This is a genomic window from Martinezella miluonensis (assembly GCF_900094545.1).
Taxonomy (GTDB): domain Bacteria; phylum Pseudomonadota; class Alphaproteobacteria; order Rhizobiales; family Rhizobiaceae; genus Rhizobium; species Rhizobium miluonense.
The window spans coordinates 184173-208551 of the sequence record NZ_FMAH01000004.1; the positions used below are offsets into that span (position 1 = coordinate 184173).

Here is a 24379-nt window from a genome sequence, read left to right on the forward strand (position 1 = left end):
CAGCCTCGTTTCTCAGGTATTTGCCGTTTCGACCTCCGACCGAAGCCTCGGTCGGAGTTATACTCATGTGAAACGACCTGGAACGAAGATGCTTGATATCAGATGGATTCGTGAGAATGCCGAGGCTTTCGATGCTGCGCTTGCCAAGCGCGGTATGGAGTCTCTGTCGCAAAGCCTCATCGCGCTCGACGAGAAGCGCCGCTCCGTCATTCAGTCCGTTCAGGATATGCAGTCCCGCCGCAATACCGCCTCGAAAGAGATCGGCGCGGCGATGGCGCAGAAGAACAGCGAGCTTGCCGAAAAGCTGAAGGTCGAAGTCGCCGACATCAAGACCTCGCTTCCGGCTGCGGAAGAGGAAGAGCGCACGCTGACGGCCGAGCTCAATGATGCGCTTTCGCGCATTCCCAACATTCCGCTCGAGGATGTGCCCGTCGGCAAGGACGAGCATGACAACGTCGTCAAGCATTCGTGGGGCGCAAAGCCCACCTGGAACCATCAGCCAAAAGAGCACTTCGAGATCGGCGAAGAGCTCGGCTACATGGATTTCGAGCGCGCGGCGAAACTGTCCGGCTCGCGCTTTACGGTGCTGACCTCGCAGCTCGCACGCCTGGAACGGGCGCTTGGCCAGTTCATGCTCGATCTGCACACCAACGAACACGGCTATACCGAAGTCAGCTCCCCCTTGATGGTGCGTGACGAGGCGATGTTTGGCACGGGCCAGCTGCCGAAGTTTGCCGAGGATCTGTTCAAGACCACGGACGGCCGCTGGCTGATCCCGACTGCCGAAGTGACGCTGACCAACCTCGTTTCCGGCGAAATCCTCGATCACGAAAAGCTTCCGCTGCGCTTCACGGCCCTGACGCCATCCTTCCGCTCCGAAGCAGGCTCGGCCGGCCGCGACACGCGCGGCATGTTGCGCCAGCATCAGTTCTGGAAGTGCGAGCTGGTGTCGATCACCGACGCCGAGAACTCCATTGCCGAGCATGAGCGGATGACGGCCTGCGCCGAAGAGGTGCTGAAGCGCCTCGGCCTGCACTACCGCGTCATGACGCTCTCGACCGGCGATATGGGCTTCGGCGCGCGCAAGACCTACGACCTCGAAGTCTGGCTGCCGGGGCAGGATACCTATCGCGAGATTTCTTCCTGCTCCGTCTGCGGCGATTTCCAGGCCCGGCGCATGAACGCGCGCTATCGCGGCAAGGACGACAAGAACACGAAGTTCGTTCATACGCTGAACGGCTCCGGCACTGCCGTCGGCCGCTGCCTGATCGCAGTCCTTGAGAATTATCTCAATGCCGACGGTTCCGTCACTATCCCAGACGCACTCCTGCCATATATGGGTGGTCTGAAGAAGATCGAGAAAGCAGCATAATCGAACGGTGGGGCGATGCGTATTCTTCTGACCAATGATGACGGCATTCATGCCGAAGGACTGGCTGCGTTGGAGCGTATCGCCCGCACTTTATCTGATGATGTCTGGGTTGTCGCGCCGGAGACGGATCAGAGCGGCCTTGCGCACTCGCTGAGCCTTTCCGAGCCGCTGCGCATGCGCAAGGTCTCCGACAAGCATTATGCATTACGGGGCACGCCGACCGATTGTGTCATCATGGCGCTTCGGCAGGTTCTGGATAAAAAGCCCGACATCATCCTTTCCGGCGTCAATTCCGGCTCGAACGTCGCCGATGACGTGACTTATTCCGGGACCATCGCCGGCGCGATCGAAGGCACGCTTCAAGGCGTGCGCTCCTTCGCGTTGAGCCAGGCCTATATCTATGAGAATGGCGCCAGAATCGTACCTTGGGAAGTTGTCGAGACGCATGCATCGGCTTTGCTCGGCAAGCTGATGGATGTCGATTTGCCCGACGGCACGTTCCTGAATCTGAACTTCCCGAATTGCCGTCCCGACGAGGTCGCCGGGACCGAGGTGACGGCGCAGGGCAATCTTGCTTTCAACGTTCAGATCGAAGAGCGGGCCGACGGCCGCGGCTTCCCATATTATTGGCTTCGTTTCGGCGAACGCAGTGGTATCTTCCGTCCGGGAACCGATATTCAGGCGTTGAAGCAAAATCGCATTTCGGTAACGCCTTTGAAACTGGATCTGACAGATTATTCGGCGCAGGACCGCGTGGCGCGGGCGCTTGGTATGGAGTAACGGGTTGACACCTCGTTTGGTGGAAAAGGAAGGCTTTGCGGCCGTGGTTCTGCGGCTGCGGGCAGAGGGCATATTGGACATCGATCTGATGACGGCGGTCGAGCAGACGCCGCGCCTGCCTTTCGTGCCGCCGCAGTTTGCCGATGATGCTTATTCCAGCCGGACCATTCCCATCGAGTGCGGCGCCTTCATGGAAGGCATCGACCTAGTGGTGCGCATTCTTCACAGCCTCAAGATCAAGCCGGGCCACCGCGTTCTCGAAATCGGAACCGGCAGCGGCTTTACCGCCGCCGTCATGGGACGAATCGTTGAGCGCGTGCTGACCGTCGATCGCTACAAAACGCTGACGACATCGGCGCAACAGCGCATGGATACGCTCGGGCTGCGCAATGTCATCATCCGCCAAGCCGACGGCAGCGTCGGGCTGCAGGGCGAGGGCACCTTCGATCGCATCCTGGTGACTTCCGCCTTTTCGACCATGCCGCGCTTCTATGCCGAGCAGCTGGTATCCGGCGGATCCATGATCGCGCCCCTGATAATCTCCGATGAAGTCTGCCGCCTGGTGCGGCTGACGAAAACCGGAAGCCGCTTCGAGCGCGAGGAACTTTTCGACGTTCCTTATCAACCGATCGTGCCGATGCTCGCCTCTTATCTCTGAGGCCCAATTCAGGTTTCTGTAGCTGAAGCGGCCGGGTAGACGGCCGTTTCGCTTTTCTATGGTTAGCAATTCCTCAAAAAAACATATGCCTCACCAGTGCTTTAACCGCATGGTAAGATTAACGCGCTTTAATAGACCCATAAACGGTTGCGTCTAAGTGGGTCGAGTCATGGGTTTCAGTCTTTCTTCAAACTTCGGTAAATCGGCAGGGAAAGTCCTTGTGGCCATTCTTCTGGCGAGCACTGCAACAGCTTGTAGCTCAGACACGACCCGTTTCGGCGGGCTCTTCTCCAAAACGGATAATGTGACGACCGGTTCGATCAACCGGCGCAGTCTCAATGGTCCGAATGGAGATCCTGTGCCGCGCGCCGACGTCGCCCAGGCGGGCGGCTACGGCCAGCAGGATTATTCGCAGCAGAGCGCACCGGTGGCGCAACCCTACCCGAACTCGTCGGCTCGCTACAATCCGTCTTATTCCAGCGCTCGCGCATCCGCAGCCCCTGTCGCGATCCAGCGCTCCGAACTTGCACCCCCCGGCGCATCTGCCCAGGCTGTTCGTCCGCGGGCCGTCTCCAGAGCGGAAAATGAAGCGCTGGCACAGCCGTTCCCCGCATCGCGCAACAATAATGGTTCGCGCAATGCTCCGGCTCTCGCCCCCGATACCTTGTCGACGGGCACGATCAAGGCAGCCGCTGCAACGCCGCAGATGTCTCCGGGCTGGACCACCGTCAACGCTCCGAGCGTGACGCTGCATCAGGGTGAGAACATCGCATTGCTGTCACGTCGCTACGGCGTTCCGGAAAAGGAAATCCTCCGGGCCAACGGCCTGCGCAATGGCGCCGGTGCCCAGCCCGGTCAGCAGATCATTATTCCGACCATGAATGGCGCAGGTGCCGCAAGCCCCGCCAAGATGGCCTCGGAAGCGACCGATCTTTCCAAGGGCGGCAAGATGCCCGGTCCGGCAAAGGCGCCGCAGCAGCAGGACACTCTCGCGCTGCCTTCGGGCAATCAGATGCGCGGCAAGTCTCAAGCCGGTCTCGCTGATCCGAACAAGCTCGCTGCCGGCAACGGCAAGGGTCCAGGCCCGAAGGGTGCCGGCAGCTATGTCGTCAAGCCAGGCGACTCGCTGGCAAGAATTGCCAAGGAAAGCGGCGTGACGGTTGCCGAGCTGAAGCGGGCGAACGGCATGCAGGCTGGCGACGGCATTCGCATCGGCCAGGCGCTGACTTTGCCGCATGGCGCAGTCGCTGCCGCCGATCCCGTCAAGACGGCTTCCATCGAGCCGCAGAAGGTCTCGGTCAAGCCGGGCGTGGCGCCGGTGGCGGAACCCGTTGCAAAGCAAGCACCGAAGGTTGCTGCTCGTGCCGACACGTCGACCGATGCCGCAAAGCCGAAGGAGGTTGCCTCCGCTTCTCCGAGCCAGTCGATCAACGATGCCGCCAAGTCCGATACGCAGGCGGATGCGCCTGAGGCGACCGGCATCGGCAAATATCGCTGGCCGGTCCGCGGCGCCGTCGTCGCCGGCTATGGCTCCAACGTCAATGGCAGCCGTAACGACGGTATCGACATCTCCGTTCCCGAGGGTACGCCGATCAAGGCTGCCGAGAACGGCGTCGTTATCTATGCCGGCAACGGCCTGAAGGAACTCGGCAACACGGTTCTCGTTCGCCATGACGACGGTACGGTCACGGTCTACGGCCATGCGGATGCGCTCAGCGTCGCTCGCGGGCAGAAGGTCCAGCGCGGTCAGACTCTCGCGACTTCGGGCATGAGCGGCAATGTTAACCAGCCGCAGTTGCACTTCGAAGTCCGCAAGAATTCGGCCCCGGTCAACCCAATGACGTTCCTTGAATAATAGGTAGTGCGTCTTCAAGGACTCTGCAAAAAGCCCGGCCAAAGCCGGGCTTTTTGTCGTTTGCGGTTTGGTTGGAGGATCAGTCCCGATTGAGCGCGATGCGCAGCCGACCGGCGCGATCCTGGATATATTGCCAGGCAACGCGGCCGGAACGGGCGCCGCGCGTCGTCGCCCATTCGAGCGCCTCGTGATGCATCTGGGCGCGGTCGAGATCGAACTTGAAGTGATCGGCATAGGCGTCGATCATCTGCAGATAGTCTTCCTGGCTGCACTTATGGAAGCCGAGCCAGAGGCCGAAGCGATCGGAGAGCGAAACCTTCTCTTCCACGGCTTCGGATGGATTGATCGCAGTCGACTGCTCGTTTTCCATCATATGCCGCGGCAGCAGATGGCGGCGGTTCGACGTGGCATAGAACAGCACATTATCAGGCCGTCCCTCGACACCGCCGTCCAGCGCCGCCTTCAGCGACTTGTAGGCGGTGTCGTCGTGGTCGAAAGAGAGGTCGTCGCAGAAGATGATGATGCGATGCGGCGTCGCCTTCAGGATGTCCAGCAACACCGGCAGGGACGAAATGTCCTCTCGATGCACCTCGACCAGCTTGAGGGAGATGCCCGTCGAGCGGCGCACATCCTCATGCACCGCCTTGACGAGCGAAGACTTGCCCATGCCGCGTGCGCCCCAGAGCAGCACGTTGTTGGCGGCAAAGCCGTCCGCAAAGCGCAATGTGTTCTCGTGCAGAATGTCGCGCACGTGATCGACGCCGCGAATGAGGGTGAGAGCCACGCGGTTTGGCCGCTGTACCGGCTGCAGATGAAGCCGGGCAGGGGCCCAGACGAAGCAGTCGGCGGCGTTCCAGTCATTGACGGCCGGAGCCGGTCCGGCCAGTCGTTCGAGCGCATCGGCAAGACGGCGGACTTCGGCAAGGATCAGGGCGTTTTGGTCTTCAGTCACCGTTTTCCTCCTGAATGTTGAACAAGAAAGTCGTAAAATGCGCGCTGTCTTGCCGGGTATCATGCTCCTTCCGGAGCTGAAAGGCTAAGAGACCGGGAAAACGGTACGGTTGGCGGCTGTTTTTGTTGCAATCGCCATGCGCGTAACTATATTCCGGCCACCTGACGCGGGGCCCGTTCCCGCTAGGAGTTCAAGGGAGTTCTCGATGTTTATCACCAACGCATATGCGCAGAGCGCGACAGATTCGGCCGCGAGCGTTTTTGGCGGGTCCGGCTTTGAAATGATCATCCTGTTTGTGCCGCTGATGGTCGTTTGGTATTTCCTTCTCATCCGTCCGCAGCGCGCGCAGGCGAAGAAGCGTGACGAGATCCTGAAGAATATTCGCCGTGGCGATCAGATCGTCACCAGCGGTATCGTCGGCAAGGTCACCAAGGTCGTCGACGACAAGGAACTCGAAGTCGAAATCGCCGAAGGCGTCCGCATCCGCGTCGTCCGCAGCGCCATTTCGGAAGTTCGCGTCAAGGGTGAACCCGTCAAGGCCGACGCCGCGTAAGCTTCTCACGTGCAGGCAGCTCGCCTGACAGTGCATGTCCTCGAAAATCGGAATCGACTTTCTTGCAGGACTATGCACAAATTCAAGGTGTTACTGCGCCCTTCGCAATCCTCGGTGAAGGAGGGGCGCAGTAGAGAAGCCCAAATTCGAGAGAGCGATGCTGCACGTCTCCTGGTGGAAGACCACCCTGATCTGGTTCGCCGTTCTCCTGAGCGTGCTCCTTGCCGTTCCCAATCTGCTTGGCGAACGCACCCTTTCCTCTCTTCCTTCCTGGTGGGCGCATAGAAAGATCGAGCTCGGGCTCGATCTGCGCGGCGGTTCGCATCTCCTGTTGAAGATCGAACGCGACGACGTCGAGAAGGATCGCCTCGAATCTATCGTCGGCGATATCGCGACGCGGTTACGCACCGTCAACATCGCCTATTCCGGTCTGACCGGAACCGGCCGCAAGATTCAGCTTCGCGTCAACGACCCTGCACAGGTTCAAGCTGCCGTGACGGCATTGCAGCCGCTCACTGCCGGCTCGGATAAGCCGGCTGTCAAGCTTTCTCAGGGCGAGAATGGCGCGATGACGCTCGATATTACCGACGTCGATATCGACAGCCATGTGTCCTCGGCAATCGCTCGCTCGATCAAGGTTATTCGCGACCGCATCGCGCAGCTGGGCGTAGGCGAGCCCCTGATCCGCCGCCAGGGAAGCGATCGCATTATCGTGCAGGTGCCTGACCTCGCTGATCCGCAGCGGCTGAAGAACCTTCTTGGCCAGCCCGCCAAGCTCAGCTTCCGCCTTGTCGATCAATCGATGTCGGTTCAGAACGCCATGGATGGCCATCCGCCGGCTGGCTCCGATATCATGTTTTCCGAGGACGATCCGCCAGTCGGCTATCTCGTACAAAGGCAGCCGGTTCTCTCCAACGTGGATTTCGCCGATGCTGTTGCCGTGGCGAACGGCCAGAATGGCGGTGGTACGGTTTCCGTCAAGCTGACGCAGGAAGCGGGGCACCGTTTCGCGCAGGCGACGGCAAGCAATCTCGGCAGAATCATCGTCGTGGTGCTCGACGATCAGGTTATCTCGAGCGCCGCGCTGAAAACGGTGATCGCAACAGGTGAAGTCGACATTCCCGGGGACTTCGCGGCCAGAGGCGCCCAGGATCTGGCAGTCATGCTCAAGAGCGGGCCGCTGCCTGCGACGCTGACCACGGCCGAGGAACGGACTATTCAGCCTGGCCTTGGCAGCGATACCGCACGCTACGGCATCATAGCCTGCGCCGCCGCCGCGGTCTTCGTGACCGCATTGATGATCGGCTTCTATCGCCTGCTCGGTGTTGTCGCGACCATTTCGCTGGTCATCAACATCATCATGGTGGTGGCGATCATGGGGTTGCTCGGCGTCGCGCTGACGCTGCCGGGTGTCGCCGCCATCGTCCTGATCATCGGTATCGGGCTGGATGCCCTGGTGCTGATTTACGAGCGCGTGCGTGAAGAGGAAAAGAAGACGCATCTTCTCGTCGACGCGCTGCGCCACGGCTTCAACAAGGCTGCCGCAACCGCAGCCGATGCCAATCTGACCGTGCTCATCGTCGCCGCCATTCTCTTCTATGCGAGCAGCGGCTCGGTGCGCGGCTTCGCCGCCACCCTGATCGTCGGCGTTTTTACCACGTTCTTCACGTCCTGCTTCGTCACGCGCTCGCTTGTGGATATGTGGATATCGCATCGCAAGCCGCGCACATTGCTGGTTGGCGTGCGCAGCGGCATTTTCGACAATGCCAATATCCGCTTCATGGGCATCCGCCGCTATACGTTCACGGTATCTGCGGCCTTGTCGGTCGCGACGCTTGTTGCCTTTGCGACGATCGGCATGCATCTCGGCATCGATTTTGCTGGCGGCTCCATCATCGAGGTTCGCGCCAGGCAGGGCGTAGCCGACCCGGCAAATATCCAATCGCGGCTTCAGGATATCATTCCAGGCAACGTGCAGGTCGATCGGCTCCCCGATCGCCTGGGTGCCGTCGTCCGCGTGCACGCGCAGGAAGGCGGGGAAAATGCGGAGCAGTCTGCGGTCACCCTCGTTCGCGAAGAGCTGGGGAAGGATTACGACTTCTCCCGCGTCGAGGTGGTTGGGCCTGCCGTATCCGGCGAGATCACGAGAACGGCTTCCTTTGCCGTTCTTGCGGCGCTGATCGCGATCCTTGTCTACATATGGTTGCGCTTCGAGTGGCAGTTCGCAGTCGGCGCGATCATCGCGACGTTGCACGACGTCATCCTGACGCTTGGCCTCTTCGTCCTGACCGGCATGGAATTCAACATGACCAGCATCGCCGCGATCCTGACCATCGTCGGCTATTCATTGAACGATACCGTCGTCGTCTACGATCGCATGCGCGAGAATCTCAAGCGCTATTCGAAGATGCCGTTGCCGATCCTGATCGATGCTTCCATCAATCAGACACTATCACGTACCATTCTGACTTCCGCGACGACGCTTGTGGCGCTGCTCGCGCTCTACATCTTCGGCGGCCAAGTGATACGTTCGTTTACTTTCGTGCTGCTTTTCGGCGTCGCGGTCGGCACTTTCTCGTCGATTTATATTGCGGCGCCCGTGCTGATCCTGTTCAAGCTGCGTCCGGACAAATTCCAGACCGGCGGTGAAAGCAATGGGCCCGCGGCCGGTGACATCCAGTCAGGCAAACCAGCGGTGTGATACATTGGCAAAAGGCATAGAAATTCGTAAGGCGCATTTTCCCGGGCGCGCACCGATCGACACTTATGGCAATGGCGGTTTCCGTTTCGCCGACATGTCGCATCGCGGCTCGCTGCTTTGCCTGCCCTCCGGCATTTACGGCTGGGACATAGTGGAAGGCGATGCGCTGACAACGGAACGCTTCCAGAAGGTGCTCGACGAAGCCGCGCAGATCGAGGTCCTGCTTGTCGGCACGGGCACGCAGCTGCGTCCCCTGCCGGCCGAGCTGAAGGCAGCTTTGCGCGCCAGACAGATTTCGTCGGACCCGATGAGCACGGGAGCGGCCGTGCGCACCTTCAATATCATGTTGTCCGAGTCGCGTGCCGTCGCCGCCGCATTGATTGCCGTTTGACGCCGGATCCTTGAGCATGACGACAACAGCCGCGCCCCGGGGCAATCGAGACATCTGCCTCGCCACTCTTCGCGATACCGACCGCGATCGCTATCTCGCCTGCCTGCTGGCACCGGAGGAGAAGCGTCCGGCGCTTGCAGCGCTTTATGCTTTCAATGCCGAATTGGCGCGCATACGCGATCTCGTGCATGAACCGCTGCCCGGTGAAGTGCGCATGCAGTACTGGCGCGACCTTCTCGAGGGGCAGGCGCACGGCTCGAGCGAAGCCAATCCGATCGCCGCCGAGCTTCTGACTGCCATCGAGCACTACCGTTTGCCGCGCCAGACGCTGATCGACATGATCGACGCGCGCATCTTCGACCTCTATGACGATCCGATGGAGACGCGCGGCAATCTGGAGGGCTATGCAGGCGAGACGGCTTCGGCGCTTATCCAGCTTGCCAGCCTGGTTCTATCAGCGGACGAGGCCAAGCGTTCCGCCGATGCGGCAGGCCATGCCGGTGTCGCACAGGCGATTGCCGGTCTATTGTTGCTGATGCCGCTCCATCGTCATCGCGGCCAGCTCTATCTGCCGCTCGAGATCCTGACCGCAACGGGCCTCGATCGCGATTCCTTCCTCGCCGGCAGGGACAAGGCGCGCATTTCCGTGGCGATCGAGGCATTCGCGGGGCTCGGCCGCGAGCATCTGGCCAAGGCAAGGGCGGCGGGCGCCATACCGCAGGCGGTATTCCCGGCCTTTCTACCCGCGACCTTGGCCGAGCCTGCTTTGAAGAAGGCACAGAAGCTCGGCGCCGGTCTCTTCGATCAGTCTCCGGCATTGACGCAATGGCGTCGGCAGACGCGCATGGCGATAGCATCGATCACAAAGAAAATCTAAAATACACCAAGCTCGCACAAGTCTCGCCGTCTATGGAGATGGATGGCACTTGATTTGCATTTCAGGGGGAGCTGCCATGGGTATTATCGTCTGGTGCATACTGTTTGCGATTGTCATCTTCTTTGCCTATTTCGCGACGCGCATGGCATCGCAGAACAAGGAAGACGGCCTGCACGATACCGGCCTTGCCATTCTGGAATTCGGCCGCGCCTTCCCGAAGGAAGCGATCAGGCAGCTGCAGACAACGGCCGACGGGCAGGCGGTCTTCGTGCGCCTGCATGACGACAAGGCTGGCTTCATGCGCAATGTGCGCAATCATTTCAGCGTCCACCTGATCGAGCCCGGCCGGGCGCGCGCCAAGATCTCAGGAACCGGCCGCGGTTTGACGGTCGATTTTCTAGATGTGCCGCATCACAACGGCACATTCGAGTTCAAGACACCAGCCGAAGCTGCCGAGGTCTCGCTATGGCTGCTCGGCAATTATGTCGCTGCCGACGAAGTCCGGCCTGAACACCACGCGCCGCCCGCAGAGGCTTGAAATCTCAGGCTTTAGATTTCAGGCGCTTTCCGCAAGCACAGGTGCCGACACGCCAAGCCATTTGGCGCAATCGGCAAGGGCGCGCTTGGCGATGAGCTGGCGCTTCATGATGGTCTTGTCCTTGCCACGAAAGCGCTTGATGCCCTCCGGCTTGACGATCGAACCTGGCTCCAACTCAGGGAAGAGCCCGAAATTGATGTTCATCGGCTGGAAGGAGCGTTTGCCCGGCTCTTCGTCCGAAACGATGTGCCCGCCAGTAATGTGGTTCAGCAGCGAACCGAGCGCCGTCGTATCCGGCGGCAGCAATGGCGCTTCGCCCTTACGCTCCGCTGCGGCGAAACGGCCGGCGAGCAGTCCGATGCTTGCGCTTTCGACATAGCCTTCGCAGCCGGTGATCTGGCCGGCGAAACGCAGGCCAGGCCGGGACTTCAGCACCAGCGAGCGATCAAGCAACGTCGGCGAATTGATATAGGTATTGCGGTGCAGGCCACCGAGGCGGGCGAATTCGGCATTCTCGAGCCCGGGAATCAGCCGGAAGATCTCTGCCTGCGCCCCATACTTCAGCTTGGTCTGGAAGCCGACCATGTTATAGAGCGTGCCGAGCGCATTGTCCTGGCGCAGCTGCACGACGGCATAGGCCTTGACCGTGGGATTGTGGGCGTTGGTCAGGCCCATCGGCTTCATAGGCCCGTGGCGCAGCGTTTCGCGACCGCGCTCGGCCATGACTTCGATCGGCAGGCAACCATCGAAATAGGGCGTGCCTTCCCATTCCTTGAAGCCGACGGCGTCGCCGGCGATCAGCGCATCGACGAAGGCGTTATATTGAGCTTCGTCCATCGGGCAGTTGATATAGTCCTTGCCGGTTCCGCCGGGGCCGACCTTGTCGTAGCGGGATTGGTACCAGCAGACATCCATGTTGATGCTTTCGCGATAGACGATCGGCGCGATGGCATCGAAGAAGGCAAGCGCATCGGCGCCGGTTTCCGCCTGGATGGCGCTGGCAAGGCCGGGTGCGGTCAGTGGGCCGGTGGCGATGATCGCCTGGTCCCATTCCGCGGGTGGCAGGCCCTGGATTTCTTCCCGGAGGACAGTGATCAGCGGATGGCTTGCGATCGCCTGCGTCACCGCAGCCGAAAAACCATCGCGGTCGACCGCGAGCGCCCCGCCGGCAGGCACCTGATGCTTGTCTGCACATGCCATGATGAGCGAACCAGCCATGCGTATCTCGGCATGGATGACGCCGACCGCATTGCTGGTCGCGTCGTCTGAGCGGAACGAATTGGAACATACGAGCTCGGCGAAGTCGTCGGTCTTGTGGGCTTCGGTGCCACGCACGCCGCGCATCTCGTGCAGGATGACCGGCACGCCGGCATTGGCGATCTGCCATGCGGCTTCCGAGCCGGCAAGGCCGCCGCCGATGACGTGGATGGGGAAGTGAGAACTGGTCTGTGTCATGCGCGCGTCATTATCACGACCGGGGCGGCGATCCAAACGCTTTGCCAAAGCATGTTGCGCAAAAGTGCGCCACGGTTTTGCGGTAACGACACGCACAAGGCCGGCAGTTTGAAACGCAAAGAGCGAATCTGAAAGATCGCGACGCGCTTTAAGTGTCGGAATCAAAAACGGCGCCGAAGGGCGCCGTCTTGAAGCAGTCTGCAATTCCCAACGATTAACGGAAGGAACGAGCAGCGATGTTGCGGATCTCGTAACGGCTGACGCCGATGTCCGACAGGGTCTGGCTGGAAAGGTTGCCGAGTTCGTTCAGAGTGCGGCGGTAGCTGATCCAGTTCTTTGCAATGCGAATCGGGTTCATGATCTTATCCTCAGTAGCTTGGTTGCGGGCGGAACGATTACCGCCTCAGCGATTGCATTCTATATAGGCGCAAACCCGTCTTTTGTGCAGTGCAAATAAAAGGCGTCTGCTATGCGTTTGTGCAATATGACGCCCAAAAAGCCACCAATGCCTAGAATTTGTACGCCACGTTTCTTGCGAATGGCTCAAGGCGGATCGTGTCATGTTGCGTCGCACAACGGACAAAAAAGAACGCCCGTCGCGGAGGTCCGCAACGGGCGTTGAGAAGGCTATCGCTATGGGGCGAAGCCTATCCGGCGATTAGCGGCCGGTGGCTTCGCGGGCAACCCGATGAATGTCGGCGCGGTCGATGCCGAGGTCGTGCAGTTCGCGGGCGCTCATGCGGCCGAGTTCGTTTACGGTCTGACGATACTTGCGCCAGTTGTTGAAAGAGCGGGTCAGGTTCATTTTCAGTCCCTTTCGAGGATTTGGAGATCTCGCGGCCCCGTGGTTGGTTCCGTCGTTGATCCGATGCCTCTTTATATATGCTGCGGTGCAAGAACTAAAAGCGCCAAAGCATCATGTCACCTATGCATTGGGCGCACGTCTTCCGGGCGCTTTGCCTAAGAAGATGGCTGATTTGTGTGCATATCGCGGCCGAACGACGAGCGCCATCTCGGCCCAAGCCCAGCGTCTCAAGGGGCATTCTTGCGCTTGCCTCCATTGAGCCATGTTTTCGTCAGCCTTGCTATTTTGAAGTAGGTCGAGCTCCTCAATGGCTGCCGTCATCTTGTCGATTTCCGCTCTGCCAATTCCAGTGCCTGATGTCGGCCAGTGACGAGCTTAAAACGGTTTAAAGGGCAAAAAATAACGCCCACCGCGGGAGGAGGATGCGGTGGGCGTCATTTGTGGTGATTGACGACTGGGAGGAGGAGTGTCGTCAATCCATCGGAGCGCACTGGGAGGAGGAGTGTGCGGCTCCGAATTCTATGGTCAGGATATCAATCCTCAGGCTCTTCCGACTTATGCCGGCCCGGCGCGCCACCGCCGTGTGCTATTGCATTATCAATAGTATGATTTTTTGATTTTGTGCAGCGCAATAAATTCATGAGAGGTATGTCGTCTGCGCATATCTTTTATCGGTATCGCGATACCGATGCCTATAATACCAATCAATCGATTAATGTCGTATTAACGAAGAGCGTACTCGCTTGCAGTGCGTCGATTGGGAATGTGCGCCGGCCCGCATCGATTGAACGACGATTTGTGATAACTCTTCTCTATGCGGGGAGTCGCAGCAAGGGGGCGGGGATGTATAGGGGCAGGCTGGAACGGGACCTGAAGATCTGGGTCGACAAAGGTCTCGTCGATGCGTCGACGGCAAAGGCCCTGTTGCGCGAATATGACGGCCGCGAGACGAGTTTCAGCGCGGGCCGGGTATTGGCCATCATAGCCGCAGTGCTGCTCGGTCTCGCCATATTGCTGTTCATTTCCGCAAACTGGGAGGCTCTTCCGCGGATTGTTCGCCTCACCGGGCTGGTGGCGATGATATGGGCCTTCTATCTTGCATCAGCATACTTGCTGGCGCAGGGGCGTTCCATCCTCGCGTCCGGATTGCTGATTCTCGGCACTTTGAGTTTCGGCGGCGCCATGGCGCTGGTTGGCCAGATGTATAATCTGTCCGGCGATGAACTTAGCATGATGGTCGTCTGGTTTGTGGCGGCCTGCGTCGTGGCGGCGCTGTTTCGCTCCGCAGCGCAGGTCGGCCTCGCGGGCTTTCTGGCCTGGGCATTTTGTGGTGTCTATCTCTGGGAGCACTTCGATCAATGGTACGGAATCATGCCATGGATACCGCCGCTGATGGCCGTGGTTCTGATTGCGCTTGTTCGCTATGCCGATGCGCCGCTCGCCAGGCATTTGGCTTATCTCATGCTCGTCGGCTGGCTGACCTGGCTTTTTCCCCGGCATGAGGGACTGACTACGGCGATTTTGTTTGCAGCCCTCGGGATGGTAGCTTTTCTGGTCGTCAGCATATCTGCCTCGCCACTCATGCCCTTTGCGCGAACGGCGGGAGCTGCGCCGGCCTTCTATGCATTTCTGATCGCGTCGATCGGTTTCTTTCTGGTCCATGCCGAGATCAGTAACGGCTCCTTTGAAAATAATGTCTGGGTCGAAGACAAGGTGCCGCTTATCGTTGTGGCCGCGGCGACGCTGGTCGGCTCGGTCGTTGCCATTGCGCTTAGTGGTCGTGACAATGGCGCGGTACGCTACCTCGCTTACTTCGTCTTTGCCTGCGAGATTCTCTATCTCGCCAGCGAGACGATCGGCTCGATCATCGGCACGGCCGGTTTCTTCCTCGTCGCAGGCGTGCTCGTTGCGATTGCCGCCTGGCTGGTCATCCAGCTCGAACGGCGCTTTTCCAACAATGGCGGGCAGGGGACACGGGTATGAGCGATATAGCCGAAAGGAGCCCAGCCGTCGGCGCCCGTCGCCTATGGACCGCGGCCATCATCGTTGCAGTCCTGCAAACCGCCGTTCTCGCTTATATGGTCGGCGAGCGGGCCTGGGGGCTGCGAAGCGGCGTCGAAGTCATCCTGAAGACCGCGCCCGTCGATCCGCGCGATCTTCTACGCGGCGACTACGTCACTTTGAACTATGATATCTCCCGAGTGCCGGTCTCGACGCTGGTCGGTGGACCGCCGAAAGAGAGCCTCAGCAATCAGGTTCTGTCGGTGCGTTTGAAGAAGCAGGACGATGGCTATTGGGGCATCGCCGAATCGTCCCTCGGAACGCTCGAGCCCAAGCCTGACACGGTCATCTTGAAAAGCCTGCCATTCGACTATGTTTCCTATGGTGACCAAGCCGACGGTAAGGCGACCATGTTCGTAAACTACGGTATAGAGCGTTTTTATGTGCCCGAGGGGCAGGGGCACGATATCGAAAGCGCACGCAACGATAGGCGCGTCTCAATCGCCGCTCGCGTTTCCTCGGATGGCGCCGCCCATATCCGAAGCCTGCTGCTGGACGGCAAACCCGTCTATGAAGAGCCGCTCTACTGACGATATCTGCGCGACTATGTCCGATAAGCTTTGGGCGTCGTCGCGGAACCGTCATTTTTCCTTTGCGTGGTTTGAAACGGGTGATATAGAGACGCCGCGCTCCGGAAGGCCCATGGGCAGGCATCGCCATGCGGTTTTGGGAACGCGGGTATGGTGAAATTGGTAGACACGCCAGATTTAGGTTCTGGTGCCGCAAGGCGTGGGAGTTCAAGTCTCTCTACCCGCACCAACACTGTCTTGTGGACGGGGGGAGGCTCTAGCCTGTCTTCCTATATGCCGCAGGGCGCGCCATCTTGCCCAAAGCATCCCGCTTTCGATGAGGAAGGGGATAAGATGTTTTGGCTCGTGACGGGATAGAGCTGCCTTTTGCGCGTTCATTCGAAGGCGCGGCGCTCTTGCAAGGTGAAAGAGAATTGCATCCAAGCCACGCTCGGGATTTTCCGGCGTCGTGCTCATCGAAACGAACGGCTGTCTGGGCACGGCCGCCATGAATGAAGGTAGGACAATGCAGGTTATCGAAACGCTCGCTGAAGGGCTGAAGCGCGAAATCAAGGTGGTCATCCCGGCCAAGGACATGGAAGTGCGCATGAACGAGCGCCTCGCCGAGGTCAAGGACAAGGTCCGCATCAACGGCTTCCGTCCCGGCAAGGTTCCGGTCTCGCACCTGAAGAAGGTCTACGGCAAGTCGATCATGGCCGATCTCGTCAACGAAATCGTTCGCGATCAGCCCCCGGCGATCCTCACCGAGCGCGGCGAAAAGTCGGCAACCCAGCCGGAAATCGCCATGACCGAAGATCAGGCAGAGGCAGAAAAGATTCTTGCTGCGGAAGCCGATTTCGAATTCACGCTTTCCTACGAAGTCATCCCGGCGATCGAGCTGAAGTCCGTCAAGGGCATCAAGGTCACGCGCGAAGTCGCTGAAATCGCCGAAGACGAAGTCACCGAGCAGATCCTCAAGATCGCTGAAAGCGCCCGTAGCTACGAGACCAAGAAGGGCAAGGCTGCCGACGGCGACCGCGTCACCATCGACTATCTCGGCAAGGTCGACGGCGTTGCCTTCGACGGCGGCAAGGACGAAGACTCGCAGCTCGTTCTCGGTTCCAACCGCTTCATCCCGGGCTTCGAAGAACAGCTCGTTGGCGTCAAGGCTGGCGATGAGAAGGTCATCACCGTAACCTTCCCGGCCGACTATCCGGCCAAGAACCTCGCCGGCAAGGAAGCCACCTTCGACATCAACGTCAAGGAAGTCGCAGCTCCCGGCGAAATCGAGATCAACGACGAGCTCGCCTCCAAGCTCGGCCTGGAATCGGCCGATCGCCTGAAGGAAATCGTTCGCGGCCAGATCGAAAGCCAGTACGGCTCGGTCACCCGCCAGAAGGTCAAGCGCCAGATCCTCGACCAGCTCGACGAAATGTACCAGTTCGACACGCCGCAGAAGCTGGTCGAAGCTGAATTCGCCAGCATCTGGCGTCAGGTCGAAACCGACCTCAGCGAATCGGGCAAGACTTTCGAAGACGAAGACACCACCGAAGAGAAGGCTCGCGAAGAATACCGCAAGCTCGCTGAGCGTCGCGTTCGCCTCGGCCTCGTTCTCTCCGAAATCGGCGAAAAGGCCGGCGTCGAAGTCAGCGAAGACGAACTGCAGCGCGCACTTTATGCTCAGCTCCAGCAGTTCCCGGGCCAGGAAAAAGAAATCCTGGAATTCTTCCGCAAGACCCCCGGCGCTTCCGCCAACCTGCGCGCGCCGATCTTCGAAGAAAAGGTCATCGATCACCTGCTGACCGAAGTCGACGTCACGGACAAGACCGTTTCCAAGGAAGCGCTGCTGGCTGACGACGAGGAAGAAGAAGGTAAGCCGGCTGCTAAGAAGGCTGCTCCGAAGAAGAAGGCTGCCAAGGCCGAAGCAACGGAAGCTGTCGCTGAAGGCGAAGAAGCCGCCGCTCCGAAGAAGAAGGCCGCTCCGAAGAAGAAGGCTGCTGAAGACAGCGCCGAGTAATCGGTTCTCTCCCGGACTAAAATTAAGCCCTGCCGTTCGCGGCGGGGCTTTTTTGTTGGCCCATAAGGGAAAAAGGAAAAGCTCCCTCTCCCGTCAAAACGGGGAGAGGGAGCTATCTCGCAATTACCGTACCTCAGGGACTAGGGAAATTAATTCAAATCTCTGACTTGATATCGCCCATGCGGTTCCAGGCATCGAGACCGGCGATCTTGTAGGCTTCAGCGAGCGTCGGATAGTTGAAGGTGTTTTCGACGAAATACTCGACAGTGCCTTTGAGGTTGAGCACGGCCTGGCCGATGTGGACCAGCTCGGTCGCGCCTTCGCCGACGATGTGGACGCCAAGGAGACGGCGGGTTTTCAACGAGAAGATCATTTTCAGAAGGCCGGTGTCGAGGCCCATGATGTGACCGCGTGAAGTCTCGCGGAAGCGCGCGATGCCGCACTCGTAAGGAATGTGGCGCTCCTTGACCTCTTCTTCGGTTAGGCCGCAGGTGGAAATCTCAGGAACGGCATAGATGCCGTAAGGAAAGTATTTCGGCGGCTCCTTGGCGATCGCGCCGACGGCGACGCGCGCGGCGATGCGGCCCTGTTCCATCGAGGTGGACGCTAGGCTCGGAAAGCCGACGACGTCGCCTGCCGCAAAGATATGCGGAACCTTCGTGGCGAAGGTCTCCGGATTGACGCTCAGGCGGCCGCGGGCGTCGGCTTCAAGGCCGGCAGCGTCAAGATTGAGCGTATCCGTCGCGCCCATGCGGCCGGCGGCGAACAGAACCATGTCGGTGACGATGCGCCGGCCATTGTCGAGCGTCAGCTCGACCTTGCCGTTCTCCCGAACCACTTTCTCGGCCTTCTGGCCAAGCAGCAGCTTCATGTTGCGGTCGCGTAGCTGATAGATGAAATCCTCGACAATCTCCTTGTCGATGAAATCGAGCATGGTGGATTTCGGATCGATCAGCGTCACCTGCGTATCGAGCGCGCTGAAGATGGTCGCATATTCGATGCCGATGACGCCAGCGCCGATGACGACCATAGACCGCGGTAATTCCGCGATCTCGAGCAACTCGTCGCTGTCGAGCACCGTCTTGCTGTCGAAGGGTATGTAATCGGGACGAAACGGCTTGGTGCCGACCGCGAGCAGGATGCTGGCGGCGGATACCGTGACCACCTCCCCATCGTCCTTGACCACCTGCATGGTCTGGGGGTCGACGAAGCTCGCCTTGCCGCGAATGTGCTGCACGCGATTGCGCGCAAACTGGTGTTCCAACACCTCGACTTCGTGGTCGAGCGTGATCAGCAGGCGGCGGCGCAGATCTTCGGCGCTGATTTCCTGCTTGACGCGATAGGCGCGTCCATAGAAGCCGCGTTCGCGCCAGCCGGACAGGTTGAGCGCAGTTTCGCGCAACGTCTTCGAGGGAATGGTGCCGGTATGGACCGAGACGCCGCCGACGCGTTTGCCCTGTTCTATGACAAGCACCTTCTTGCCGAGTTTGGCGGCCTGAATGGCGCCTCTGCGGCCGGCGGGGCCGCTACCCACGACTAGGAGATCGAATTGGTCCATCGGGAAGCCTCGGATGATTGGACAGGGAATCAATGTCGCAACGCAACATGTTGTCCGTCAACCGGTAGCGGCTCAATGTTACAGATTATCTAACGGGAATTGCGGTTCTCAGGATGCCGGGAGGCCAAGCCAGGGTTCGAGTTTCTCAAAGGTCCTGTCCATCGCATAGGCGCGGGTGAAGGACAGCGACAGATGGCCGTAGACGATTGACATCTGGCGCTCGGCAGTCGCCTCGTTCGTCTTGGTGATGGCGGCAAGATAGAGCGCGGAAGCAAGCCCTGTGCGGTCGGCTCCCGCCTGGCAGTGAATGAGGATCGGCTTCGGCGCATCGCGCATGATCTGGACCAATTGCGCGGCCTGCTCCCGCGTCAGTTCCCGGCCGGAAGACATGCGAAAATCGATATGGTTGATATCGAGCTGCTTGGCCTGGGCAACTTCCCGGTCGTACCAATTATGGCCGCTGTTGTCGCCGCGCAGATTGATGATGGTCTTGATGCCGTACCGCTTTTGAAACTCGGCGATCGTCTCTGCCGACGGCTGGGAGGAGCGATAGAGCTCGCCAGCGATGACAGGATGGAAGTTCGTCGTCCAGATCATATGGGCATAGAAGCCGCCGGCAACCGCCAGGACGACTCCCAAAGCGACAGTCGCGCCGCGTCCCGCAAGAAGGAGGTAACGGGCAAGCCTTGGCGATGTCTTCTGCATGTGATCTCCGGGCCGTCCGAACTCTCGGGCAAACAGGCCAAAACAAAACAATAGCTTCCGCCGACGAATTTGCCGTTCCGGATGCGGCGATCCTTCTGCCAGATCATCCTGACGCCGAACTGAAAAATGGAAATGGAGGCGGAGGGGCTAGACTGAACGATTTCAGGAGGGAGTGTGATATTAGCTAAGTAAGAAAACTAATATATATTAGCATGATATGCATTTATTCTAATGTAATACTTTATTTCAAATCAGCCGCAATGCCCGGAAGCTGACGTGGCCGTTCTTGCCAATGATAATATGATCGTGAACGGTAATGCCTAAAGGCTTGGCCGTATCGATGATCGTCTTCGTCATGTCGATATCGGCGCGAGACGGTGTTGGGTCTCCGGATGGATGATTGTGCACGAGAATAACTGCCGAAGCGGAAAGCTCGAGCGCGCGTTTGACGACTTCGCGCGGATAGACGGGCGTATGGTCGACCGTACCGAAACCTTGCACCTCGTCCGCGATCAGGGCGTTGCGCTTATCAAGAAACAGCAGGCGGAACTGCTCGCGCGTTTCGTGCGCCATGGCGGCGTGACAATAGTCGATGAGCGCTTTCCAGGAGGAGAGCACGGGCTTGCCCGTCAACTCGCTTTTCAGCATGCGTTGCGCGACGCTGGCGATCAGCTTCAGGTCGAGGGCGACGGCATCTCCGACACCACTGACCTCCGTCAGCAGATTGACTGGAGCACCAAACACGCCACCCAGCGTACCGAAGCGGGCTAGCAATGCCTTGGCGATCGGCTTCGTGTCTCGGCGTGGGATCAGCCGGAATAGCAACAGTTCGAGAATTTCGTAATCGGCGAGCGCGGCATCGCCACCGTCACGATAGCGGTTGCGCAACCGCTCGCGATGGCCGTGATAGTGTGCTTCAGCGTTCGTGGGTGCAGCTTTGGCGGCCACCGGTGATTGGGCGAAGAATAGTCGCTCGTCCAGGAGCGGCGCCTCTTGCAAAGCCTCCGTCTTCCCGCCTGTTTCGAGCGGCATGTCGCCATGTCCGTTGGAAGAAGCGGGACGTTTCGCCATGAATTATCCCTGCAGCGGCGGCAGGCCGGGGCGGTCGAGGCCGCCGGGCGACAGGGTAAAGATTTCGCAGCCCGTTGCGGTGACGCCGACCGTATGCTCGTACTGTGCCGAGAGAGAGCGGTCGCGGGTGACGGCCGTCCAGCCGTCGCCCAGCACCTTCACATGCGGCTTGCCGAGATTGATCATCGGCTCGATGGTGAAGATCATGCCTTCGCGCAGTTCCGGGCCGTCATTGACCCGACCGTAATGCAGGATATTCGGCGAGTCATGAAACAGGCTGCCGACGCCATGGCCGCAGAAGTCGCGCACGACCGAGCAGCGTTCGCCCTCGGCAAAGGTCTGGATCGCTTCGCCGATGGCGCCGGTGCGGGCACCGGGGCGCACCGCGGCGATGCCGCGCATCAGGGACTCATAGGTGACTTCGAGAAGCCGCTCGGCCGAACGCTTGATTTCGCCAACCGGATACATGCGGCTGGAATCGCCGTGCCAGCCATCGAGCACATAGGTCACGTCGATATTGACGATATCGCCTTCGCGCAGCGGCTTGTCGTTGGGAATGCCGTGGCAGACGACGTGGTTGATCGAGGTGCAGGAGGATTTCATGTAGCCGCGATAGTTCAGCGTCGCCGGATAGGCGCCATGATCCATGCCGAATTCGAAGACGAAGCGGTCGATGACATCGGTCGGCACGCCCGGCTCGACGATGGCGGCGAGTTCATCGAGGCAACGGGCGGTCAGCTGGCATGCCTTGCGCATTCCGGCAAACGCATCTTGCCCGTAGAGGCGGATAGCGCCCGTATTTTTCGCCGGCGCCGTTGCCGCTTCGATGTAGTTCACCATGGTTAGCCTTCAGCAGAAATCTTTATACTGGTATCTAATGCAGCTATGCCGGGTTCGTCTATCGGGATCAACCCGGCAGGCGCTATTTCCATCGGCGAAACCCTGCATTTCAGCGCATACACTTCGACGCCACGCGCCAAAGCGCGATCGTAGGCCTTGGCGTAGACCGGATCGAGATCACCGCAAATGCGGAAGCGATCGCAATCATTGCGTTGGATCACGAACAGCATGACGGCCCGATGGCCCGCCTCCACCATATCGCCAAGCTCTTCCAGATGCTTGGCGCCGCGTGCCGTTGCCGTATCGGGAAATTCCGCAAGACCTGGTCGTCGCATGAAATGGACGTTTTTCACCTCGACATAGGTGGTTGTCCGCAAAGGGTCGGTCAAGAGCAGGTCGATGCGGGAGTTGCGGCCATAGTTCTGTTCGCGCTTGACCGTCGTATAGTCGCCGAGATCGGAGATTTGACCGAGAGCAATCGCTTCCGCTGCTATACGGTTCGGCATCGCGGTATTGACGCCGACTGTCGTACCGTCGGCTTCGATCAGCTCGAAGACATGACGGTATTTTCGCTTCGCACCTTCATGTTCGGAAAGCCATATGCGCGAGCCGGGCGAAGTCAGACCGAGCATCGATCCGGTATTCGGGCAGGAGCCCGTGATGAAGGTACCGTCCTCCAACTCGGCATCGAAGAGGAAGCGCTTGTAGCGCGCGATCAGGCGGGCAGGGACCAGAGGCGAAGGGAAGAGCATGATCTTGCGGTCGTCACGCCCGTTCCATGACGAAGCTGCCGGGTGCCTCTTCGAGCGCGTTGAGGGCAGTTCCGCCCGGCTGGCGCGCTGCCGTCATGCGATGATCCTGCGCGCGGATCCAGGCATGCCAATGCGGCCACCACGAGCCCGGTGTCTCACTCGCCTCGGCCAGCCAGTTCTCGTAGTCGCCCTTGATCGGGCCGCCGGTCCAGAACTGATATTTATGTTTGTCCGGCGGGTTGACGACGCCGGCGATATGACCCGAGCCCGTCACAACGAATTCCACAGGCCCGCCGAAATATTGGCTGCCCATGAAGACCGATTTGGCCGGCGCGATATGATCCTCGCGCGTTGCCAGATTGTAGACGGGAATGCGCACGTCCTTCAGTGATAGCGTCTTGCCATCGAGGACCATTTTGCCCTGGCTCAACGCGTTGTTGAGGTAGCAATTGCGCAGGTAGAAGGAGTGGTTGGCCGCCGCCATGCGCGTGGAATCGGCATTCCAGAACAGCAGATCGAAGGGCAGGGGGTCCTGACCCTTCAGGTAGCTGTTGATGAAATAGGGCCAGATGAGCTCGGAGGCGCGAAGCATGTTGAAGGCCGTCGCCATCTTCGAGCCTTCGAGATAGCCGATCGCATTCATCTGCTGTTCGAGCGATGCGATCTGCTCTTCGTCGACGAAAACCTTGAGGTCGCCGGCAAAGGTGAAATCGACTTGCGTGGTCAGGAAGGTCACCGTGCGGATACGCTTGTTCTTCTCCTTGGCGTGCAGGGCGAGTGTCGCCGCCAGCAGCGTGCCGCCGACGCAATATCCGACAGCATTGACCTCCTGCTCTCCCGTGGCCTTCTCGACCGTCTCCAGAGCGAAATCTATGCCTTCGCGGGCATAGGAGGTCCAGTCTTTCGCCGCATGCCGCTGATCGGGGTTCACCCAGGAGATGACGAAGACGGTATGACCCTGCTCCACGCACCATTTTATGAACGATTTCTGTGGGTTGAGGTCTAGAATGTAGAATTTGTTGATCCAGGGCGGGCAGATCAGTAGCGGCCGCTTCAGCACCTTGTCCGTCGCAGGCTGGTATTGGATCACCTGGCAGACATCGCTTTGCGCGATCACCTTGCCCGGTGTCAGCGCCATGTCGCGGCCGACCGCGAATTTTGTCATGTCGGTCTGCCGCAGGCGCAGCTCGCCGTGACCGAGACTGATGTCCTCGGCCAGCATCTTCATACCGCGCACCAGATTTTCAGCATTGGACGCAATGGTTTCGCGATAGAGCTGCGGGTTCGTCACCACGAAATTGGTCGGCGAAAAGGCTGCGGTGATCTGCTTGGTATAGAATACCGCCTTGTGACGCGTATGCTCGTCCATTCCTTCGGCGTCGCCGACCAGCTTTTCCGCCCAGCCGGCGGTCAGGAGATAGGTCTGTTTCAGGAAGTCGAAGAAGGGGTTCTTCTGCCAGTCCTCGTCGGCGAAGCGCTTGTCCTTGACCGGCTCAACCTCAGGCGCTGCGGACGAATCGCCGCTCAGGCGCTGCATGGTTTTCGTCCAAAGGCTGAAATAGCCGGACAGAAGATGTGTTTGCGCCTCGAGAGTCCGTCGGGGATCCGAGAGCCAGTATTCGCCGACCTTGGAAAGCGTCTTGACCATGTCGGTGAAAGGATCGGCGGCCGTATCGATCTTCTCACCGCGCTCGCGCGGCGCAAGCCAGGCGGAGGCCGCCTTGCCGAGATTTTCCAGCGCACGGGCAAAGTTGACAGCCATCGCCTCGGGATCCCTAACGATGTAAGGTTCGACTGACTTTGGATCAAAGCCAGGGAAGCCGCCATTACCTTCACTGTTATCCCGCTTGCTGTCGGTCACGCATCATCCTCCCGGCGGCAGCTATGTCTTGTTTTCCATTTGTACATCTTGCGGGAAAAGGAATACAA

Annotated in this window: 22 protein-coding genes and 1 tRNA gene; 13 read left to right on the plus strand and 10 right to left on the minus strand. The window is 59.6% G+C overall.

The window, feature by feature from the left end; all coding sequences use genetic code 11:
* Window positions 1-88 precede the first annotated feature (88 nt).
* The 4 genes from serS to GA0061102_RS06435 all read left to right on the plus strand — a co-directional run bounded on the left by serS (window position 89) and on the right by GA0061102_RS06435 (window position 4665).
* A complete protein-coding gene (gene serS / locus GA0061102_RS06420) occupies window positions 89-1372 on the plus strand; it encodes a serine--tRNA ligase (protein ID WP_092845067.1) in 1284 nt (427 codons plus the stop codon).
* 15 nt (window positions 1373-1387) lie between these two features.
* Window positions 1388-2152 carry a 5'/3'-nucleotidase SurE gene (gene surE, locus GA0061102_RS06425; RefSeq protein ID WP_092845069.1) on the plus strand — a complete coding sequence of 255 codons (765 nt, stop codon included), beginning with the start codon at window positions 1388-1390 and terminating at the stop codon, window positions 2150-2152.
* A gap of 4 nt (window positions 2153-2156) precedes the next feature.
* Window positions 2157-2810, plus strand: coding sequence for a protein-L-isoaspartate(D-aspartate) O-methyltransferase (locus GA0061102_RS06430; protein ID WP_092845071.1), 654 nt, complete (start codon window positions 2157-2159; stop codon window positions 2808-2810).
* Window positions 2811-2979: 169 nt separating this feature from the next.
* Window positions 2980-4665 carry a peptidoglycan DD-metalloendopeptidase family protein gene (locus tag GA0061102_RS06435; protein WP_092845073.1) on the plus strand — a complete coding sequence of 562 codons (1686 nt, stop codon included), beginning with the start codon at window positions 2980-2982 and terminating at the stop codon, window positions 4663-4665.
* Window positions 4666-4744: 79 nt separating this feature from the next.
* Here the strand turns inward: GA0061102_RS06435 and GA0061102_RS06440 are convergent, their stop codons facing one another.
* On the minus strand, window positions 4745-5617 hold the full coding sequence (locus tag GA0061102_RS06440) for an ATP-binding protein (protein ID WP_092845075.1): 873 nt from the start codon (window positions 5615-5617) through the stop codon (window positions 4745-4747).
* Window positions 5618-5822: 205 nt separating this feature from the next.
* Between GA0061102_RS06440 and yajC the strand changes: the two genes are divergently transcribed.
* From yajC to GA0061102_RS06465, 5 genes are all read left to right on the plus strand, one after another.
* Window positions 5823-6170, plus strand: a complete 348-nt coding sequence (gene yajC / locus GA0061102_RS06445; protein ID WP_092845077.1) for a preprotein translocase subunit YajC — start codon at window positions 5823-5825, stop codon at window positions 6168-6170.
* A 157-nt stretch (window positions 6171-6327) separates the two neighbouring features.
* Window positions 6328-8871, plus strand: coding sequence for a protein translocase subunit SecDF (gene secDF / locus GA0061102_RS06450; RefSeq protein ID WP_092845079.1), 2544 nt, complete (start codon window positions 6328-6330; stop codon window positions 8869-8871).
* A gap of 4 nt (window positions 8872-8875) precedes the next feature.
* Window positions 8876-9262 carry an Mth938-like domain-containing protein gene (locus GA0061102_RS06455; protein WP_092845081.1) on the plus strand — a complete coding sequence of 129 codons (387 nt, stop codon included), beginning with the start codon at window positions 8876-8878 and terminating at the stop codon, window positions 9260-9262.
* 16 nt (window positions 9263-9278) lie between these two features.
* A complete protein-coding gene (locus GA0061102_RS06460; RefSeq protein ID WP_092845083.1) occupies window positions 9279-10139 on the plus strand; it encodes a phytoene/squalene synthase family protein in 861 nt (286 codons plus the stop codon).
* A 76-nt stretch (window positions 10140-10215) separates the two neighbouring features.
* Window positions 10216-10677 (plus strand): hypothetical protein, encoded by a 462-nt coding sequence (locus tag GA0061102_RS06465; protein ID WP_092845085.1) that lies wholly within the window; start codon window positions 10216-10218, stop codon window positions 10675-10677.
* An 18-nt stretch (window positions 10678-10695) separates the two neighbouring features.
* Here GA0061102_RS06465 and trmFO read toward each other — a convergent pair whose 3' ends face one another.
* The 3 genes from trmFO to GA0061102_RS06480 form a co-directional block, all read right to left on the minus strand.
* Window positions 10696-12132 carry a methylenetetrahydrofolate--tRNA-(uracil(54)-C(5))-methyltransferase (FADH(2)-oxidizing) TrmFO gene (trmFO, locus tag GA0061102_RS06470; protein ID WP_092845294.1) on the minus strand — a complete coding sequence of 479 codons (1437 nt, stop codon included), beginning with the start codon at window positions 12130-12132 and terminating at the stop codon, window positions 10696-10698.
* A gap of 214 nt (window positions 12133-12346) precedes the next feature.
* Window positions 12347-12490, minus strand: coding sequence for a DUF1127 domain-containing protein (locus GA0061102_RS06475; protein WP_069611985.1), 144 nt, complete (start codon window positions 12488-12490; stop codon window positions 12347-12349).
* Between the two features lie 300 nt (window positions 12491-12790).
* Window positions 12791-12937, minus strand: coding sequence for a DUF1127 domain-containing protein (locus tag GA0061102_RS06480; protein WP_081615319.1), 147 nt, complete (start codon window positions 12935-12937; stop codon window positions 12791-12793).
* An 843-nt stretch (window positions 12938-13780) separates the two neighbouring features.
* Between GA0061102_RS06480 and GA0061102_RS06495 the strand changes: the two genes are divergently transcribed.
* From GA0061102_RS06495 to tig, 4 genes are all read left to right on the plus strand, one after another.
* A complete protein-coding gene (locus tag GA0061102_RS06495; protein ID WP_092845091.1) occupies window positions 13781-14920 on the plus strand; it encodes a DUF2157 domain-containing protein in 1140 nt (379 codons plus the stop codon).
* Window positions 14917-15528 carry a GDYXXLXY domain-containing protein gene (locus GA0061102_RS06500; protein ID WP_092845093.1) on the plus strand — a complete coding sequence of 204 codons (612 nt, stop codon included), beginning with the start codon at window positions 14917-14919 and terminating at the stop codon, window positions 15526-15528. The genes GA0061102_RS06495 and GA0061102_RS06500 overlap by 4 nt, the downstream gene beginning before the upstream one ends.
* A gap of 144 nt (window positions 15529-15672) precedes the next feature.
* A tRNA-Leu gene (locus GA0061102_RS06505) sits at window positions 15673-15757 on the plus strand.
* Window positions 15758-16033: 276 nt separating this feature from the next.
* Window positions 16034-17524, plus strand: a complete 1491-nt coding sequence (tig, locus tag GA0061102_RS06510; protein ID WP_092845095.1) for a trigger factor — start codon at window positions 16034-16036, stop codon at window positions 17522-17524.
* Window positions 17525-17678: 154 nt separating this feature from the next.
* Here tig and sthA read toward each other — a convergent pair whose 3' ends face one another.
* The 6 genes from sthA to GA0061102_RS06540 all read right to left on the minus strand — a co-directional run bounded on the left by sthA (window position 17679) and on the right by GA0061102_RS06540 (window position 24311).
* On the minus strand, window positions 17679-19082 hold the full coding sequence (gene sthA, locus GA0061102_RS06515) for a Si-specific NAD(P)(+) transhydrogenase (RefSeq protein WP_092845097.1): 1404 nt from the start codon (window positions 19080-19082) through the stop codon (window positions 17679-17681).
* Window positions 19083-19190: 108 nt separating this feature from the next.
* Window positions 19191-19787 (minus strand): dual specificity protein phosphatase family protein, encoded by a 597-nt coding sequence (locus tag GA0061102_RS06520; protein ID WP_092845099.1) that lies wholly within the window; start codon window positions 19785-19787, stop codon window positions 19191-19193.
* Window positions 19788-20033: 246 nt separating this feature from the next.
* Window positions 20034-20819 (minus strand): RadC family protein, encoded by a 786-nt coding sequence (radC, locus tag GA0061102_RS06525; protein ID WP_425348519.1) that lies wholly within the window; start codon window positions 20817-20819, stop codon window positions 20034-20036.
* A 42-nt stretch (window positions 20820-20861) separates the two neighbouring features.
* The gene (gene map / locus GA0061102_RS06530; protein WP_092845103.1) at window positions 20862-21698 is read right to left on the minus strand and encodes a type I methionyl aminopeptidase; all 837 of its coding nucleotides are present in this window, start codon (window positions 21696-21698) and stop codon (window positions 20862-20864) included.
* 2 nt (window positions 21699-21700) lie between these two features.
* Window positions 21701-22450, minus strand: a complete 750-nt coding sequence (gene sfsA, locus GA0061102_RS06535) for a DNA/RNA nuclease SfsA (RefSeq protein ID WP_092845105.1) — start codon at window positions 22448-22450, stop codon at window positions 21701-21703.
* Between the two features lie 13 nt (window positions 22451-22463).
* Entirely contained in the window at window positions 22464-24311 is a 1848-nt protein-coding gene (locus tag GA0061102_RS06540; RefSeq protein ID WP_092845107.1) for a PHA/PHB synthase family protein, read from the minus strand.
* Window positions 24312-24379 lie beyond the last annotated feature (68 nt).

Excerpts from the sequence above, each read along its gene's own strand:
- radC (WP_425348519.1), bottom strand. The coding sequence starts at position 20,819 with ATGCCGCTCGAAACAGGCGGGAAGACGGAGGCTTTGCAAGAGGCGCCG.
- GA0061102_RS06460 (WP_092845083.1), top strand. The coding sequence starts at position 9,279 with ATGACGACAACAGCCGCGCCCCGGGGCAATCGAGACATCTGCCTCGCC.
- sfsA (WP_092845105.1), bottom strand. The coding sequence starts at position 22,450 with ATGCTCTTCCCTTCGCCTCTGGTCCCTGCCCGCCTGATCGCGCGCTAC.
- GA0061102_RS06465 (WP_092845085.1), top strand. The coding sequence starts at position 10,216 with ATGGGTATTATCGTCTGGTGCATACTGTTTGCGATTGTCATCTTCTTT.
- sthA (WP_092845097.1), bottom strand. The coding sequence starts at position 19,082 with ATGGACCAATTCGATCTCCTAGTCGTGGGTAGCGGCCCCGCCGGCCGC.
- GA0061102_RS06495 (WP_092845091.1), top strand. The coding sequence starts at position 13,781 with ATGTATAGGGGCAGGCTGGAACGGGACCTGAAGATCTGGGTCGACAAA.
- serS (WP_092845067.1), top strand. The coding sequence starts at position 89 with ATGCTTGATATCAGATGGATTCGTGAGAATGCCGAGGCTTTCGATGCT.
- tig (WP_092845095.1), top strand. The coding sequence starts at position 16,034 with ATGCAGGTTATCGAAACGCTCGCTGAAGGGCTGAAGCGCGAAATCAAG.
- trmFO (WP_092845294.1), bottom strand. The coding sequence starts at position 12,132 with ATGACACAGACCAGTTCTCACTTCCCCATCCACGTCATCGGCGGCGGC.
- GA0061102_RS06480 (WP_081615319.1), bottom strand. The coding sequence starts at position 12,937 with ATGAACCTGACCCGCTCTTTCAACAACTGGCGCAAGTATCGTCAGACC.
- surE (WP_092845069.1), top strand. The coding sequence starts at position 1,388 with ATGCGTATTCTTCTGACCAATGATGACGGCATTCATGCCGAAGGACTG.
- GA0061102_RS06435 (WP_092845073.1), top strand. The coding sequence starts at position 2,980 with ATGGGTTTCAGTCTTTCTTCAAACTTCGGTAAATCGGCAGGGAAAGTC.
- map (WP_092845103.1), bottom strand. The coding sequence starts at position 21,698 with ATGGTGAACTACATCGAAGCGGCAACGGCGCCGGCGAAAAATACGGGC.
- GA0061102_RS06500 (WP_092845093.1), top strand. The coding sequence starts at position 14,917 with ATGAGCGATATAGCCGAAAGGAGCCCAGCCGTCGGCGCCCGTCGCCTA.
- yajC (WP_092845077.1), top strand. The coding sequence starts at position 5,823 with ATGTTTATCACCAACGCATATGCGCAGAGCGCGACAGATTCGGCCGCG.
- GA0061102_RS06520 (WP_092845099.1), bottom strand. The coding sequence starts at position 19,787 with ATGCAGAAGACATCGCCAAGGCTTGCCCGTTACCTCCTTCTTGCGGGA.
- secDF (WP_092845079.1), top strand. The coding sequence starts at position 6,328 with ATGCTGCACGTCTCCTGGTGGAAGACCACCCTGATCTGGTTCGCCGTT.
- GA0061102_RS06475 (WP_069611985.1), bottom strand. The coding sequence starts at position 12,490 with ATGAACCCGATTCGCATTGCAAAGAACTGGATCAGCTACCGCCGCACT.